This is a genomic window from Paraburkholderia sp. UCT70 (assembly GCF_050434085.1).
Lineage (GTDB): Bacteria > Pseudomonadota > Gammaproteobacteria > Burkholderiales > Burkholderiaceae > Paraburkholderia > Paraburkholderia tuberum.
On record NZ_JBNPVZ010000004.1, the window covers coordinates 244180 to 259678 of the forward strand.

A 15499-nucleotide genomic window follows, 5' to 3' on the forward strand; every position below is an offset into this window, starting at 1 on the left:
TGCGTCGATGGCGGGCGCGATCTAAGGGTTTTCGCTTGCAGATCAATACGATGCGCGTAAGTGGCCGGTAAGTTGCAGCGCATATGGTTAAGCCTTGACGCGGGATAAGGTCGGGCAGGGCGCCCGCATGCACGGATGTTGCGATGCCGCACGCACGCGCGTTTGATGGTATCGCGAGGTGGGAGACAGCGCCGCTCGTGGCGGCTCGAACAGGATAAGGCCCGCGCGCCCGACGCGCGCCGGTACAGGTTTTACGTTTCATCTTCACCAAGGGGTTGTCGATGTCTGCGATTGAATCGGTTCTTCAGGAACGCCGCGTTTTTCCGCCCCTCCGCTGACACTGCGAAGGGTGCCACGATCTCCGGCATGGACGCGTACCGGGCGCTCGCCGCCGAAGCGGAGCGCGACTACGAAGGCTTCTGGGGGCGTCTCGCGAAGGAGACGCTGAGTTGGCACAAGCCGTTTACGAAGGTGCTCGACGAATCGAAGGCGCCGTTCTACACGTGGTTCGAAGACGGCCAGCTGAACGCGTCGTATAACAGCATCGACCGTCACGTCGATGCCGGCAACGGTGAGCGCGTCGCGATCGTGTTCGAAGCCGACGACGGTACCGTCACCAACGTCACCTATCAGGACCTGTTGCAACGCGTATCGCGCTTCGCGAATGCGCTGAAAAAACGCGGCGTGAAGAAAGGCGACCCGGTCGTCATCTATATGCCGATGTCGATCGAGGGCATCGTCGCGATGCAGGCGTGCGCGCGGATCGGCGCGACGCACTCGGTCGTGTTCGGCGGTTTCTCGTCGAAGTCGCTCAACGAGCGGCTCGTCGACGTCGGCGCGGTCGCGCTGATCACGTCGGACGAACAGATGCGCGGCGGCAAGGCTTTGCCGCTGAAGAACATCGCCGACGAAGCGCTCGCGCTCGGCGGCTGCGAGAAGGTCAGGAGCGTGATCGTGTACCAGCGCACCGGCGGCAAGGTCGCGTGGGACGCAGGGCGCGACCTGTGGATGCACGAACTCACACAGGGCGAGTCGGACCAGTGCGTGCCCGAATGGGTCGACGCCGAGCATCCGCTCTTCATTCTCTATACGTCGGGCTCGACCGGCAAGCCGAAGGGCGTGCAGCACAGCACCGGCGGCTATCTGCTGTGGGCCGCGCAAACGCTGAAGTGGACCTTCGACTGGCGCCCCTCCGACGTGTTCTGGTGTACCGCCGACATCGGCTGGATCACCGGCCATAGCTACATTACGTACGGGCCGCTCACGCTTGGCGGCACCCAGATCGTGTTCGAGGGCGTGCCGACCTATCCGGACGCCGGGCGCTTCTGGCAGATGATCGCGAAGCACAGGGTCACGCTGTTCTATACGGCTCCCACTGCGATCCGCTCGCTGATCAAGGCCTCCGAGGCCGACGCTAAAGTGCATCCGAAGAGCTACGACCTGTCGACGTTGCGCATCATCGGCACGGTCGGCGAACCGATCAATCCGGAAGCGTGGGTGTGGTACTACGAGAACGTCGGCGGCGGCCGCTGTCCGATCGTCGATACCTGGTGGCAGACCGAGACCGGCGGCCACATGATCGCGCCGATGCCGGGCGCGACGCCGCTCGTGCCGGGTTCGTGCACGTTGCCGCTGCCGGGCATCATGGCGGCGGTCGTCGACGAAACCGGGCAGGACGTACCGAACGGGCAGGGCGGCATTCTGGTGGTCAAGCGTCCGTGGCCGGCGATGCTGCGCAACGTGTGGGGCGATCCGGACCGCTACAAGAAGAGCTACTTCCCCGACGAGCTCGGCGGCAGGCTCTACCTCGCCGGCGACGGCGCGGTGCGCGACAAGGAGACCGGCTACTTCACGATCATGGGCCGCATCGACGACGTGCTGAACGTGTCGGGCCATCGTCTCGGCACCATGGAGATCGAGTCGGCACTGGTGGCCAATCCGCTCGTCGCGGAAGCCGCCGTGGTGGGCCGCCCCGATGCGACGACCGGCGAGGCGGTGTGCGCGTTCGTGGTGCTGAAGCGTGCGCGTCCGCAAGGCGAAGAGGCCGTGAAGCTCGCGAACGACCTGCGCAACTGGGTCGGCAAGGAGATCGGTCCGATCGCGAAGCCGAAGGACATCCGCTTCGGCGAGAACCTGCCGAAGACGCGTTCGGGCAAGATCATGCGTCGTCTGTTGCGTTCGCTCGCGAAGGGCGAGGAAATCACCCAGGACGTGTCGACGCTGGAAAACCCGGCGATTCTCGATCAGCTCGGCGAGTCGATTTAAAGCGTTGTAAGCGGGTCTGCGCGGACGGCGGCGGCGTGTCGATCGACACGCTTGCGGGCACGCCGCGCAGACCCGTTATTCGAGTGGACGGCTTGCGTCACGGCGTTGCGCGGACAATCCCGATTGCCTCGCCGATGCCTTTTTGATACATAGGCGCATGGCCGCGCCGCACCTATCCTCCCACGCCAGGTTGAACCCCCCGCCCGAACCGCCACCGGTCTCGGCGGCGATGGCGCTCGCGCATCGCAAGTACTGGCGTTTCAACCTCGCGCTGATCGCGGTGCTGATGACGCTTGGCTTCTTCGTCTCCTTCGTCGTGCCATTGCTGGCGCCCGCGCTCGCGCAGGTGCACGCAGGCGGCTTCAGGCTGCCGTTCTACTTTGGCGCACAAGGCGCGATTCTGATCTACCTCGCGTTGATCGTCGTCTATATCGTGCTGATGCAGCGCGCCGATCGTCAGTTGCAGCACGCGTTCGAAGCGGATTCGCAGCGCGATGCGGCAAGCGGTCCCGCCGCGGATTCCACCAGCGGCGCGAACGATGACGTCACGATCGGCACGGCCGCGCCGGCCGCGCGCGGGCGCTGAGCCGATGAAGCTCACGCATCGGCTGATCCGCTCGTACGCGCTCTATACGCTCGGCTTTCTGCTGTTCGTCTACGTGATGTGGCGCATCGAGCGCAGCACCGGTCCCGGGGTGTGGATCGGCTATGTGTTCCTGTTCGTGCCGATCGCGGTGTATGCGGTGATCGGCGTGCTGTCGCGCACGTCCGACCTGGTCGAATACTACGTGGCGGGGCGGCGCGTGCCGTCGGCGTTCAACGGTATGGCGACCGCGGCCGACTGGTTGTCGGCCGCGTCGTTCATCGGTCTGGCCGGCTCGATCTACGCGACCGGCTACGACGGCCTCGCGTACCTGATGGGCTGGACCGGCGGCTATTGCCTCGTCGCGTTCCTGCTCGCGCCGTATGTGCGCAAGCTCGCGCGCTACACGATTCCCGATTTTCTCGGCACGCGCTATTCGAGCAACGCGGTGCGCGGCCTCGCGGCGCTCGCCGCGATCCTGTGCTCGTTCGTTTATCTGGTCGCGCAGATCCAGGGCGTCGGGCTGATCGCGACGCGCTTTATCGGCGTCGATTTCGCGGTCGGCATTTTCTGCGGGCTCGCGGGCATTCTGGTGTGCTCGTTTCTGGGCGGCATGCGTGCCGTTACGTGGACCCAGGTCGCGCAGTACATCATCCTGATCCTCGCGATGCTGATACCGGTATCTATGATCGCGCACAAAGACGGCCTCGGCTGGGTGCCGCAATTCAGCTATGGACGCCTGATGGAGCGCATGGAAGGGCTCGAGAAACAGGTGCGCGACGCGCCGCTCGAGGAGCGCGTGCGCGACGACTATCGACGCCGCGCCGCGTTGATGCAACTGCGGCTCGATACGCTGCCGCAATCGTTCATCGACGAAAAGCAGCGGCTCACGCAGGAGGTCGGCGATCTGCGCCGCCATAACGGTCCGTTGCGCGAGATCAAGGAGCTCGAGCGCGCGCTCGAACAGTTTCCGCGCGATGCCGCCGCCGCGCAGATCGTCTGGAGTCAGAAGCGCGACGACATGCTGATGCGGGCGACCGCGCCGGTGCCGATGCAGGAACCGTTTCCTGCTGTCGGTGAGGAAGACCGGAGCACGCACGCGCGCAACTTTCTATCGCTGCTGCTGTGTCTGTCGCTTGGCACGGCGAGCCTGCCGCATATCCTGACGCGCTATAACACGACGACTTCGGTGGCGTCGGCGCGCCGCTCGGTCGGCTGGACGCTCTTTTTCGTCGCGCTGTTCTATCTGACCGTGCCGGTGCTGGCGGTGCTGATCAAGTACGAGATCCTGTCGAATCTGGTCGGCCATCATTTCGCCGATCTGCCGCAGTGGCTGATGCAATGGCGCAAGGTCGAACCGAGCCTGATCAGCCTCGCCGATACGAACGGCGACGGTATCGTGCGCTGGAGCGAGATCCAGATGCAGCCTGATATGGTCGTGCTCGCGGCGCCTGAGATCGCGGGGCTGCCGTATGTGATGTCGGGCTTGATCGCGGCGGGGGCGCTCGCGGCGGCGCTATCGACCGCGGATGGTCTGCTGCTGACGATCGCGAACGCGCTATCGCACGACGTGTACTACCACATGGTCGATCCGAACGCGTCGAGCCAGCGGCGCGTGACGATCTCGAAGATTCTGCTGCTGGGTGTCGCATTGTTCGCGTCGTACGTGGCGTCGCTGAATACGGGGAATATTCTGTTTCTGGTCGGGGCGGCGTTTTCGCTGGCGGCGTCGAGTCTGTTTCCGGCGCTCGTGCTCGGCGTGTTCTGGAAACGCACGACGCGGCTCGGCGCGGTGGCAGGGATGGTCGCGGGGCTCGTCGTGTGCATCTACTACATCGTGTCGACGTATCCGTTCTTCACGCAGATGACGGGATTCACAGGTGCGCGCTGGTTTGGCATCGAGCCGATCAGTTCGGGCGTGTTCGGTGTGCCGGCGGGTTTTCTCGTGGCGATCGGGGTGAGTTTGATCGATCGAAAGGCGGACGCTTATACGATCGCGCTAGTCGACTATATCCGGCATCCGTAGGCGGTTTGCGCGGGGCTTTGGCCAGGGTGTGGCGCAGGGCGCGAAGTTTGCTATAATTCGGCTCCCCGCCGGAGAGATGGATGAGCGGTTTAAGTCGCACGCCTGGAAAGCGTGTATAGGTTAATAACCTATCCGGGGTTCGAATCCCCGTCTCTCCGCCAGGATATCAATGAATACGGGCCTCTTGGCCCGTTTTTCGTTTCTACCCACCAAACAACCCACCATACGCCAAACTGTGGTTGCGGGTCGTGGCCCGTCGGTACAGGGGTCGGCGCACGCCACGTTGCCACCATGGGTTGAAACCATCCCGTTTGCATTGAGCATTGGCGGCGACACGCGCGCGCGTGATACCTGTTGCCGTTGCCGACTTCGCGGAACGCCGCCTGGGTCCCGGCCGGCAATGCCAACTCCCGGCGGCCATGCAACCGGTCAGGTTCGGAGGCAATCGTCTGCCTGAATCGCCATTCGGCTGCGGAGTCTGGAACCGCTCATCTGATGAAGCCGCGCTTCCTTCTCTCTCCTTCGATCTGAACCGGCCCGGGATTTCCGGAGGCTCCACTTCTTGAGAAAATGGAGCTATGGAAAACACCAAGAAGAAGTCCCCAAGGTACTCGCCGGAAGTTCGTGAGCGGGCTGTGCGAATGGTGCTGGAACACCAGGGCGACCGCGAATCGCAATGGAAAGTGATCGCGTCGATCGCAGCGAAATTTGGCTGCTCGGGTGAAACGCTGCGTAGCTGGGTGCGCAAGGAAGAGCGGGATCGGGGTTTGCGCCCGGGCACAAGCACGCAGGAGCAGGATCGGCTCAAGGAACTGGAGCGGGAGAACCGTGAGCTGCGCCAGGTTAATGAAATCCTGCGCAAGGCGTCAGCATATTTCGCACAGGCGGAGCTCGACCGCCGACCGAAGTGATGATCACGTTCATCGATGATCACCGGCACGTCTACGGGGTCGAGCCGATCTGCAGGGTGCTGCCAATTGCCCCGTCGACGTACTACACGCATGTGGCCCGCCGCGTCAATCCAGGCCTGGTGCCGCCGCGGGCCCAGCGCGACAGGATGCTCAAGGATGAGATCCGGCGCGTGTGGGAAGAAAATTTCCAGGTGTATGGCGCAGACAAGGTCTGGACGCAATTGAAGCGGGAAGGCATTGTCGCGGCGCGCTGCACGGTCGAGCGGCTGATGAAGCAGATGGGCCTGCGCGGTGTGGTGCGGGGCAAGACGGTACGCACGACAGTGAGCGATGGCTCGACGCCGTGCCCGAAGGATCTCGTGAACCGGCAATTCACGGCCGAACGGCCCAATGCGCTGTGGGTGTCAGATTTTACCTATGTATCGAGCTGGCAGGGCTTCGTCTATGTCGCGTTCATCATTGACGTGTTCGCCCGACGCATTGTCGGCTGGCGTGTGTCGAGCTCGGCGCGCACGGACTTCGTTCTGGACGCACTGGAGCAGGCCTTGTACGAGCGACAGCCGGCGCAGCAGGACGGGTTGATACATCACAGCGACCGCGGCGTGCAATACGTATCGATCCGCTATACGGATCGGCTGGTCGAGGCTGGCATTGAGCCGTCAGTGGGCAGCGTGGGCGACTCCTACGATAACGCACTGGCGGAAACGATCAACGGCTTGTACAAGGCAGAGGTGATCCATCGCCTCGGACCATGGCGCAATCCGCAGGCCGTTGAAATTGCGACGCTCGAATGGGTCGACTGGTTCAACAATCGTCGGCTCTTCGGCCCCATCGGCAACATTCCACCTGCTGAGGCAGAAGCCGCTTATTATTCAAAACTCGCTGGGTCCGCCATCGCGGCGTGACTCAAGCAAAACAGCCTCCGGGAAACCCCTCAGGATTACCCACAAGTAATGTGATGGTGCTATTCGTTTTGCCTGAATATTCGGTACATCATCGTGATTTCGTGCAGGACAAGAAATCCACGCCAGATGACGGTAGGACCAGGTGGACGATCATGCTTTCGAGCGAGATATCCGCCGAGTCTGGCGATCCACAAGATGACCTGCGCGAGTGACGGCGGTTTATCAGGTATTTCGGTACTGCCATGCGTACGACAGTAGAGGGCTCGCCACTCGATTGGCTGCAGCAATACTTCGCATGGCAGGTTGCCATCAAGCCTGGCAAGCAACATGGAGTACAGGATCCTCCAGCTTACGACGGCGAACAATGCGGTGGCGCGGACGAATCGATCGAGATTGCCAAATTGGCGGGCTTCAATGCGACAGCCACTTTTAAGCACACGATGCCACGATTCAATCGTCCATCGGCGCGCATACCATGCAAGACGCTCGAGGGCCTCTGCGTGTGTTTGCGTAGGCACCGAAGTCAGTAGAAGCCATTCCAATGGCTCTGCTCCTTCGTCCAAGTTCGTTTCCTGTGCATGAATTGCAAACACTTCAATTTCGGGAAGCTTCTCGCGACGACGATTTTGCGGCGGACGAAGGCGTACGGGCATGCAGCGCACAACCAGCCGTGCGGTGCGTGCCTGGCGGTTTTCGCGTGCAGGCACCTGCAGTTGCGCCTCTCCAAGCACTGGCGAGGCCAGCACGGTTTCCCACAAATATCGATCGGGGTGAGCAACGCGTCGGTTCCACGACGCGCGCACCAACCAGTCGACACCGGCAGGCCGCTGCGCCAGGAACACGTCATAGACATCGCCTTCACGGTCGCTCACGCCGATGACATGCGTGCACGGACAGTGCGTCTTGAGTACGCCCAGTTGCTCGATGCCTTCGAGCCATTTCGCGCTCTCTTTCTGTTGTACGGTTCGTTGCCCACGCAGATGTTTCTTGCCCAACTCCTCGTGCCTGCGTATCCAGGTCTTCATCCCGATCACCCCGAGTGGCAGCCCCTCTGGCGTGAGCGCAAGCAGACTGTGTATCAGGAAACCACGCACATGTGGATCGGAGCCATATCCCAGACCTTCGGTTGCCCGCAGATGAGACAAATTGAACTCGGTGGTGTCCTGAACAGCAAGGACGACTGGCACCTGTTGCATACGACACAGCGTTTGACCGATGTGCCCACCCAGCACGCCATCGACATCCACGTGCGGGTTGTCGAAAAAACGATATGCCGCCTTCAGCTCCGAACCATTGAACGACTGCGGAAAAGAGCAATGTGGGCCCAACGAAAGCTTGCGTGCCAGCGTCACGAGCCGTCTGGTCAGGCGAGCGTCGCCGAGCTCGGCGGCGCCAAACTCTTCATTTGCCCAATCATCAAGGTCAGATGTGTCCGACAATGCCCGACATCACAGATCACGAACCGGATCAAAGTTAACATCGGTCGTCACCGTTTACAAGCCATCGCCCTTCAATCGCACAGTCGCGAGCGACTTATGGGTAATCCTGAGGGGAAACCCGGGGCGGTTCAATCCGCTTCATTTCGCCCATCCAGTACGCTTGTTGCACGGCGTCGTCAGCTCTCATCGCGAGTAGCGCCTGGAGTCGCGCTTCTTTCTCGGCTCGCACAAGATCTGCCTTCGCGCGAAGCATTTCAAGATCGCCATAGTCCACGGGTTTATAGACTCCACCCAGTCCGGAGTGAGCATAGATCGCGTATATCTCGTGGGCGATGATGGCTGCCTGGTCGGGATCCATACCTTCGCCCTCCAGCGCAAGTACGAACTTGTGCGTGTCCATGCAACCTCCTTATCGTGTTAGGGCCTGCCACTGGTGCGTGGCCGGATGACCGCGTTGCATCGCCGGCGCGACCGTGTAAAGCAGCACGAGAAACAACAGGCCAATCAAAGCGGCGGATTCAACCGGTCGATGCAACGATTGGGTTAAATCGCTCAGCCGGCGTGTCGAAGTTTAGTGTTTTTCGGGGACGTTCGTTGAGCCGCCTGGCTACGGCATTCAGTCTGTCCTGCGAGTAGACGGAGAGATCAGTACCCTTAGGGAAGTATTGCCTCAGAAGCCCATTCGTGTTTTCGTTTGAGCCGCGTTGCCAGGGAAGAGGTGGCTTCGCTCGTTCGGACAGTTTTCCGAGATTTTTAAGTGGAGCGTCCGGGGCAATCATGCTGCCGATTTGATCGCTGGCAGCGTCGCGAAGTATGCCTCATCCGGCGTGCGATCCGCCAGGCTCGAATGGGGCCGTTTCCGGTTGTACAAGTGCGTTTCATACTGCCCAACCTCGCTATGTTGTTGATAAATCTAGAGAGCCCTGTTGTGTCGTTGGTATTGTGGGGTGTCCACGCCGTGCGCGAGCCCGTCCGACGAGTTCCGTAACTGCGTCCCCGGTCAGCGAATTGCGATTGAAGATCCATGGCCCGTCGGGTAACGGATGTTCGGCTGGGATCTTGTTGCGCTCAACTGCGAGCCTGAGCGTTCCGGGGCTCACACCGATGAACGCCGATGCCTCGGTCAACGTCATCCATCCTTCAGCAGCACGTCGTTCGCTCGAATAGACCGGGATCTGATGGTGGCTGCGCAACGCGGTGACTCGCTCCTGGGTCCAGAAGTTACCCCGGCCGGTTCGCAGGTCATTGCGATTGAGTACGCCGGCGATCACCAGATCCGGACAGATACGGACAAGCTGGCGCACGGCATCAATTGCTTCACGTGACGTATGCGTAGTGTTCTCTCCGCGGCGCCGCCGCGGCACGCGAATCTCGGTATGTACTCCGCCCTTCCAGTGAATGACGAGCACGATTTCGCTCGTTGCGTCGTCAACGTCAACGACGACTTCGTGGATCAGGGTGCGCACTATGCGCTTCTTCAGGCGGGCGTCGGCCTGCGGCCAGATCGATTCCAATGCAGTGGCAAGATCGGCAAACTCCTCTGGCTGGGTAGGCGGTATCTGGCCGGATGTGCGCGACTGTTGCTCGATACGCGATTCCAGTTCCTCTACGCGTAGTAGCGCATGATTCCAGCGCCGCTCCAGTTCGTCGGCGACGAGCCGGTTCTCGGGGTCAGCAGCATCGTACTGTTTCTGCGCGCGTTGCGCGGCGTAGCGTGCAGCCTGAAGATCCCGCTGCAACGCGGCCAGCACTTCGTCCTGCTTCAGGGTCTCTTCTTCGCGCGCCACGATTGCTGCCTCAATTGCCGCCGGTTGAACGACCTGCAAGACCGCCTCGGCGATGGCCGCGTCCGCGCGTGTGCCACCGAACGCAATACAACGCGGTTGCCCCTTGTCCATCCAGCCGCGATGACAGCTATAGCGCAAGGCGTCGTGCCTGTTACCCGTGTAGTGTAGCGTCAGCTTGCTCGCGCAGCGCCTGCAGCGCAATAGTCCCGCCAGCAGGGCCTCACCGTTCTTCGGGGCGCCAGCGTGTCCGGCCAGACGCAGGTTGCCGCTAATGGCACACTGGATCCGTTCGAATTCGTCCCAGTCAACGTACCCTTCGTGGGCATTCGGAATGAGCGCAAGCCACTGATCCCGTGGTTTGCGGCGATCACGTTTGCGTGGTTCCCCAGCCTCGTAATGGATCGCGCATTCGGTTTTGCCATAGGCATACGTGCCACCGTAGATCGGGTTGGTCAGGATCCGGTACACCGTGCCGTAGCTCGGCCGTTTCCATTGGATTTCGCCGCGCGGCATGCATGCCGGCAACTGCAGGCCGTGCTCCAGGAACCATAACAACGTCTGACGCACCGAACCAATCGCGCCGAACTGGCGGAATACTGAGCGGATGGCGTCCTGCACGCGCAAATCCGGATCCTTCTCCAGGCGCTGGTCTTCGGTCTTGCAGTAACCCACCGGCGCCGCGACAATGAGTTCGCCGCGTTTGGCCTTCTCCCGACGAGCTTCGAGCGAACGCTGACGCAACAGATCCAGCTCGTATTCGTTCAGGCTGCCCTTCAAGCCGAGCAGCAAACGATCGTTGCTCTGCCGCGGTGAGTAGACGGTCTCCTGATCGACGAGCACCGTGTCGACGACGCGGCACACCTCAACCAGTTGCTGCCACTCGCGACTGTTGCGCGCGAATCGTGAAACCTCGCGAGCGGCAACTGCGCCGACGTGCCCAAGACAGACCTCTGCGACCATCCGTTCGAAGCCCGTGCGCGTTTGCGTTCCGGCCGCAGAGCGTCCCAGATCCTCGTCGATCACCTCGATCTCGTTCCAGCCCAACTGATGCAGACGATCCTGCATCGCATACTGCAGCTTCTGGCTCTCCAGATTGTGGCTGACCTGGTAGGCCGACGACTGGCGCACGTACAGCATGGCCTTGCGCGCCAGATGCTGCGCCCGAATCTTGTCACTCATCGCGCACCTCCGGCTCGTGTACGGCGGCGAGCAGCCCGCGACGGTGTTGCCGCAGCAGCTGCGCCAGCAAACGCACCGTCTGCTGCCGGACCTCTTGCGGCAGGTGCTCCCATTGTGGTGTCTTCGGAAAGAGACGGAACAGGTCGAGTTGACCGCCCGGTTGGGGGTTTGTCTGGCGTCGCATCAGCACCTCCTGTACGGAGCAAAGGATGGTGCTCGGCTTGTACCATACCGCGCGGCGTGGCAGCAGGCGCCTGCGCCAACAGGTACTTCAGTTCCCTCAATGCTTCACAGCTGACGGCGGGAGACGTTGCCGAGGTAATGCGACAGCAGGCAACGGGATCGAACATCCATTGCGGCACCTCCAGCAAGCCCGCCGTGTCGAACGGCTCTCGCCCACAGCGCAGCACTGACTCGGCGTTCTTCCTCTCTATCGTGGTGAAAATCCATACCGTGTGCCCGTACCACGGGTGCCAGCGGTAGAGAACCTCCTTTGATTCGCCGATATGGGCGTTGTGTTGACGGCTTGTATAGCTCGATGTAGTCGCCAATGGAGCGCCGGGCGTGGCTGACCGACTCGTAGGCCCTCAGGTACACTTCTTCGTACTTGGTGCTGCGCCAGACGCGCTCGACGAACACGTTGTCGCGCCAGGCGCCTTTGCCGTCCATCGACAGCCGCACGCCGCGCTCAGGTACGGCATCGGTGAACGCGGCCGCCGTGAACTGGCTAGCCTGATCGGTGTTCACGATGTCTGGCAGCCCGTAGCGGGCGAATGCTTCTTCCAGCGCCTCCACGGCATGTATTGCCTCCGGCGTCATGGCCACCCGGTGTGCAAGAACCTTGCGACTCGCCCAATCTACTACCGCCGTCAGATAGACGAAGCCACGCGCCATGGGAATGTACGTTGTGTCGGGTGCGAAGACCTGATTGGCGCGCTCGATCTTCATGCCGCGCAACAGGTACGGCCAGATCTTGTGCTGCGCGTTGCGTCGGCTCGTGTTGGGCTTGCAGTAAAGCGCTTTCACACCCATACGCTTCATGAGCGTGCGCACGCGACGGCGACCCACCCCATGGTCTTCCCGGCGCAACAGCCGGACCAGCATTCGCGCTCCGGCGAACGCAAACTCCAGGTGCAGCCCGTCGATCCGGCGCATCAAGTTCTGGTCAGCCTCGCTGACCTGCCGCGGCCGATAGTACGCACTCGATCTGGCAATGCCGACGAGCTTTGCCTGTTGCGACACCGGTAACTGATGGCCACGGTCAACCATCGCTTTGCGCCCAGCAATCCCGCCTTGTTGAGCGCGCCGCTTGAAAAATCATTTTCCAGAGAAAGCTGGCCGATCCTGGCGTGTAGGGTCTTCACGTCTACCGGCGGCTCGTTCGATACCACGCCCGCCGTTCCAGACACGTCGGCCGCACGCTCCTGCAGCTGCCGTTTCCATTCCGTGATCTGGTTCGGGTGCACATCGAACTGCTGCGCCAGTTCGGCCAGCGTGCGCTCGCCTTTGACTGCCGGCAGCGCCACTTTCGCCTTGAACGCCGCTGAGTGCTTGCGTCGGGTTCTCTTCGTCATGTCCTCGGTTCCTTTGCCTGCATTTTCGCTGGCTCAAGCCCCGGGCGTTCCACCTATCCCGCTGTCCGAATTCGCCCGGCCACCTCTGATCACGTCCGCACATCGCCGCCATCCTCAGTAAATGCGCAACGTCTTTGCGACGCTGGGCACGCCCTTGTTATTGAGAGCAAACAGCATGTAATAGCCGGGGACGACGATGCCCGGATCGGACGGGATATTGATCAGGTATTCGCCCGCCGTACCGGTGGTGAACTTCACCGGGACCCGGCGCTGCTCGTTGTCCAGCGAGTGCGTTGCCGATGCCATGCGGAGGAGCGAGAAGTTGGTCACGGGCCCATTGGTGGTGACGGCGATGGAAGTACCGAGGCTGACCTCCGACGGTGCGGAGACGATGACGGGTCGCGTTGCCGCCGAGCCGTCCGGATTCAGCAGATAGGGCGGCGTCAGGATCTCGACACTCGGATGGTTGGCCGAGCAGGTGCCGCAGAGGCCGCCACCGCCGCTCAGCACACGTCCGTCGGGCAGCAGCAGGGCCACGCTGTGGTAAGTTCGCGGCGTGGCCATCGGCGCCAGCAGCTGAAATGTCTCTGTGGCCGGATCCCAAAGCTCAGCGGTGAGCACGGCTTCGTCATCGGAGAACGGCCTCGGGTAGGTCTGGCCGCCGATCACCACAACTTGGCCGTTCGGCAGCACCACACTGTTATGGAAAGCCCGTGCATAGGCCATCGCGGCGACCTGGCGCACCTTGGCCGTGCCACCGTTGATATCAATGAGATTGGCGTTCGCACTTGCCCAAGTGCTATCGTAACTCGGCGCGCCGCCTATGGTGAGGATCTTGCCGATATCGTACATGACTGCGTTGCCGTTCATTGCATCGGCGTCCCCGCCGCGCTCGCCGGCCCAGGTAATACTGCCGCTGCCGGCCGTGTCGATCCAGTGCATGCTTTTGCTTGGACCTGCGTGAAATACACGGCCATTGGACACGGCAAACATCCAGGCATGGTTATCCGCGCGGTAAATGCCGGCACCATCAGCGGTGAGGATTTCGGTGGCAAACACTGCAGAGTTGAGTTGCCAGCCAGTACCTGGGAGCCAGGTTTCGCCATTCTTGTTACCCTTGTTGACGTCCCACGACCCGCCCAGGGTAAATACGCCGCCATTGGTCAGCGTGACGCTGCCATTGTATCCGCGGCCAATGTTCATCAGCGGGCCGGCGGACCACGAGAGCGTGGCGGGATCGAAGATACTAGTCTTGGTATCGCTGGAACCACCATTGACGAAAATCCGGCCGTCGGGAAGATTCGCAATGCCAGGACAGAACATGTCGTGGCCGGTGTTGCTTACAAGCATTTCAGAGGAATTTCCCGTGGCAGGGTCAAAAATAACGGTATAGGTCTGGCCACCGTCGCCGCCGAAATTGAGGGGGTCCCAGGAGGACCACGTCAGTACCTTGCCGTTGGGCAAGTTGGCTGCCGCGACCGGCACGATCGGAAGTGCTTGCGGCGCCGTCCAGCTTGACGGCAAGGTGACGGCCTGCGGAGGCGGGGTGTGCAGGCCATCGATTTCCCAGGTCTGGCTCGCGCTGCCGTCGCATGGCATCTGCACGACTTGCTGGCCTGCCTGCGGATTCCCCCCCCCCTGAGCGACGAGACACTTGCTGCTGTGCGCCGCCACGATCGCATAGCCCGTACCTTGCTGGCGCAGCGTGAACTGCTGGTTCGGTTGCCCGTTGCAGGCCCACTGAATCGCCGGGGCGCCCGCGTCAAAGCTAATTCCCGTGATGTCCAGGCATTTGCCGCTGTGCTGAGCAATGAGCTGATACGCGGTGCCGACCGGTTGGAGCTGCCAACTTTGGTTGGCTTGGCCATTGCACGTCCAGACAATCACTGCCGCTCCGTCTGACTGCGAAATTCCTGTGACATCGGTACACAGCGTCGTTCCGCTGGGGCGCAGCGTGCTGACTGCGGCGTTGGACTGTGCCGCCGCCGGCCCGGACAGCATCATGGTTATGGCCATGCAAGCGGCGCCAATCCATCCAAGCAGGCGTGTCATCTTACATCCAGCGTATCGTTGGCAAGTATGAGTCATGGCAGTGGTGGGTTGTTGTTTGGTGCTGTCTTGCTCGGGGACCAAGCAGTCAAGCTTGGGCTAGGTGTTCCAGAACGTACGGGACTTCATCGGCCAGCGGCAAGGAGGTGCTCCGCCAGCGTAGTTGTGCAGCCTTGCCGAAGAAATAGACTTACGTGGAATGGCTATCCAGGCCTGGGGACAGCGCTCGGCCGGCGAGGGCCGCCCCTGATCTCCTCTACGTCGCCAATGCGCGGTCTCACGGCGTGCCGGGCCGGGCCGGCGTCAAATCGCTTGAGCCACGCGCGCAGTGCGCCCGGTGAATCGGCGAGCGGATCAATGCTGAGTGATATCAATCGAAGTGGATATTGCGAGCCTAGTCGCGGTATTCCTTGCTGCACGGCAGAAAATAGCGCGCCCTGCAGCGGACAAACCGAACTGCACCCAGTGAACATTGTCTGCACTGCTGAAACGCTGCCACACAGGACGTCCCGCAGGAGCCGCCTTTGGCCGCCCTCGTCGACGACCCAAGTGTCTGGAATGCGCAGCGGTGGATTCACCGCGCCGATGCCGCCGTGTGCGTATATGTCGCGAGACGCGACAGCGACGATGCTTGCGGAAATACCCTGAAGCCATGCACGCCGGGTCCATCTCATTTCCATATACCACCGAAATGCGTAGTAAAGTCAATCATAGAGACCGGCGAGCATAGGGAATCGCAGAGTCTCACGATAAGTGCCCGCCGTTATGACAATGTGGTCGC

The 15499-nt window shown here is 61.7% G+C and carries 9 protein-coding genes, 1 tRNA gene, 3 pseudogenes and 1 other annotated feature; of the genes and pseudogenes, 5 read left to right on the plus strand and 8 right to left on the minus strand.

All coding sequences use genetic code 11. The features are described 5' to 3' along the window. Positions 1 to 281: 281 nt before the first annotated feature. From acs to OKW41_RS26780, 5 genes and pseudogenes are all read left to right on the plus strand, one after another. Positions 282 to 2265 (plus strand): annotated as a pseudogene (gene acs, locus OKW41_RS26760) (acetate--CoA ligase). 157 nt (positions 2266 to 2422) lie between these two features. After that, positions 2423 to 2851: a DUF4212 domain-containing protein gene (locus OKW41_RS26765; protein ID WP_429454337.1), complete on the plus strand. Its 429-nt coding sequence runs from the start codon at positions 2423 to 2425 to the stop codon at positions 2849 to 2851. Positions 2852 to 2855: 4 nt separating this feature from the next. Then, positions 2856 to 4874: a sodium:solute symporter family protein gene (locus OKW41_RS26770; RefSeq protein ID WP_429574497.1), complete on the plus strand. Its 2019-nt coding sequence runs from the start codon at positions 2856 to 2858 to the stop codon at positions 4872 to 4874. A 70-nt stretch (positions 4875 to 4944) separates the two neighbouring features. Beyond that, positions 4945 to 5035: transfer RNA gene (locus OKW41_RS26775), tRNA-Ser, on the plus strand. Between the two features lie 417 nt (positions 5036 to 5452). Continuing rightward, a protein-coding gene (locus OKW41_RS26780; protein WP_246530497.1) for an IS3 family transposase occupies positions 5453 to 6690 on the plus strand; the annotation gives its coding sequence in 2 pieces (ribosomal slippage) (positions 5453 to 5756 and positions 5756 to 6690; 1239 coding nt in all). Then, positions 5743 to 5859 (plus strand) — a sequence feature (AL1L pseudoknot). (Overlaps the previous gene by 117 nt.) A gap of 59 nt (positions 6691 to 6749) precedes the next feature. On the opposite strand, the gene OKW41_RS26785 is transcribed toward OKW41_RS26780, so the two are convergent. The 8 genes and pseudogenes from OKW41_RS26785 to OKW41_RS26820 all read right to left on the minus strand — a co-directional run bounded on the left by OKW41_RS26785 (position 6750) and on the right by OKW41_RS26820 (position 15398). Beyond that, a complete protein-coding gene (locus tag OKW41_RS26785; RefSeq protein ID WP_429443705.1) occupies positions 6750 to 8129 on the minus strand; it encodes an IS4 family transposase in 1380 nt (459 codons plus the stop codon). A gap of 94 nt (positions 8130 to 8223) precedes the next feature. After that, positions 8224 to 8529: a hypothetical protein gene (locus tag OKW41_RS26790; protein ID WP_429574498.1), complete on the minus strand. Its 306-nt coding sequence runs from the start codon at positions 8527 to 8529 to the stop codon at positions 8224 to 8226. A gap of 118 nt (positions 8530 to 8647) precedes the next feature. Further along, positions 8648 to 8851 (minus strand): annotated as a pseudogene (locus OKW41_RS26795) (transposase); the annotation flags it as partial. 174 nt (positions 8852 to 9025) lie between these two features. Then, positions 9026 to 11095: a recombinase family protein gene (locus OKW41_RS26800; RefSeq protein WP_429572119.1), complete on the minus strand. Its 2070-nt coding sequence runs from the start codon at positions 11093 to 11095 to the stop codon at positions 9026 to 9028. Next, positions 11088 to 11279, minus strand: a complete 192-nt coding sequence (locus OKW41_RS26805) for a hypothetical protein (RefSeq protein ID WP_187639681.1) — start codon at positions 11277 to 11279, stop codon at positions 11088 to 11090. Before OKW41_RS26805 ends, OKW41_RS26800 begins: the two co-directional genes overlap by 8 nt. A 305-nt stretch (positions 11280 to 11584) precedes the next feature. Continuing rightward, positions 11585 to 12669: pseudogene (locus OKW41_RS26810) on the minus strand (IS3 family transposase); the annotation flags it as partial. 114 nt (positions 12670 to 12783) lie between these two features. Continuing rightward, the gene (locus OKW41_RS26815; RefSeq protein WP_429454346.1) at positions 12784 to 14721 is read right to left on the minus strand and encodes an RICIN domain-containing protein; all 1938 of its coding nucleotides are present in this window, start codon (positions 14719 to 14721) and stop codon (positions 12784 to 12786) included. Between the two features lie 200 nt (positions 14722 to 14921). Then, positions 14922 to 15398 (minus strand): SCO family protein, encoded by a 477-nt coding sequence (locus OKW41_RS26820; protein ID WP_429454348.1) that lies wholly within the window; start codon positions 15396 to 15398, stop codon positions 14922 to 14924. Between the last annotated feature and the right edge of the window lie 101 nt (positions 15399 to 15499).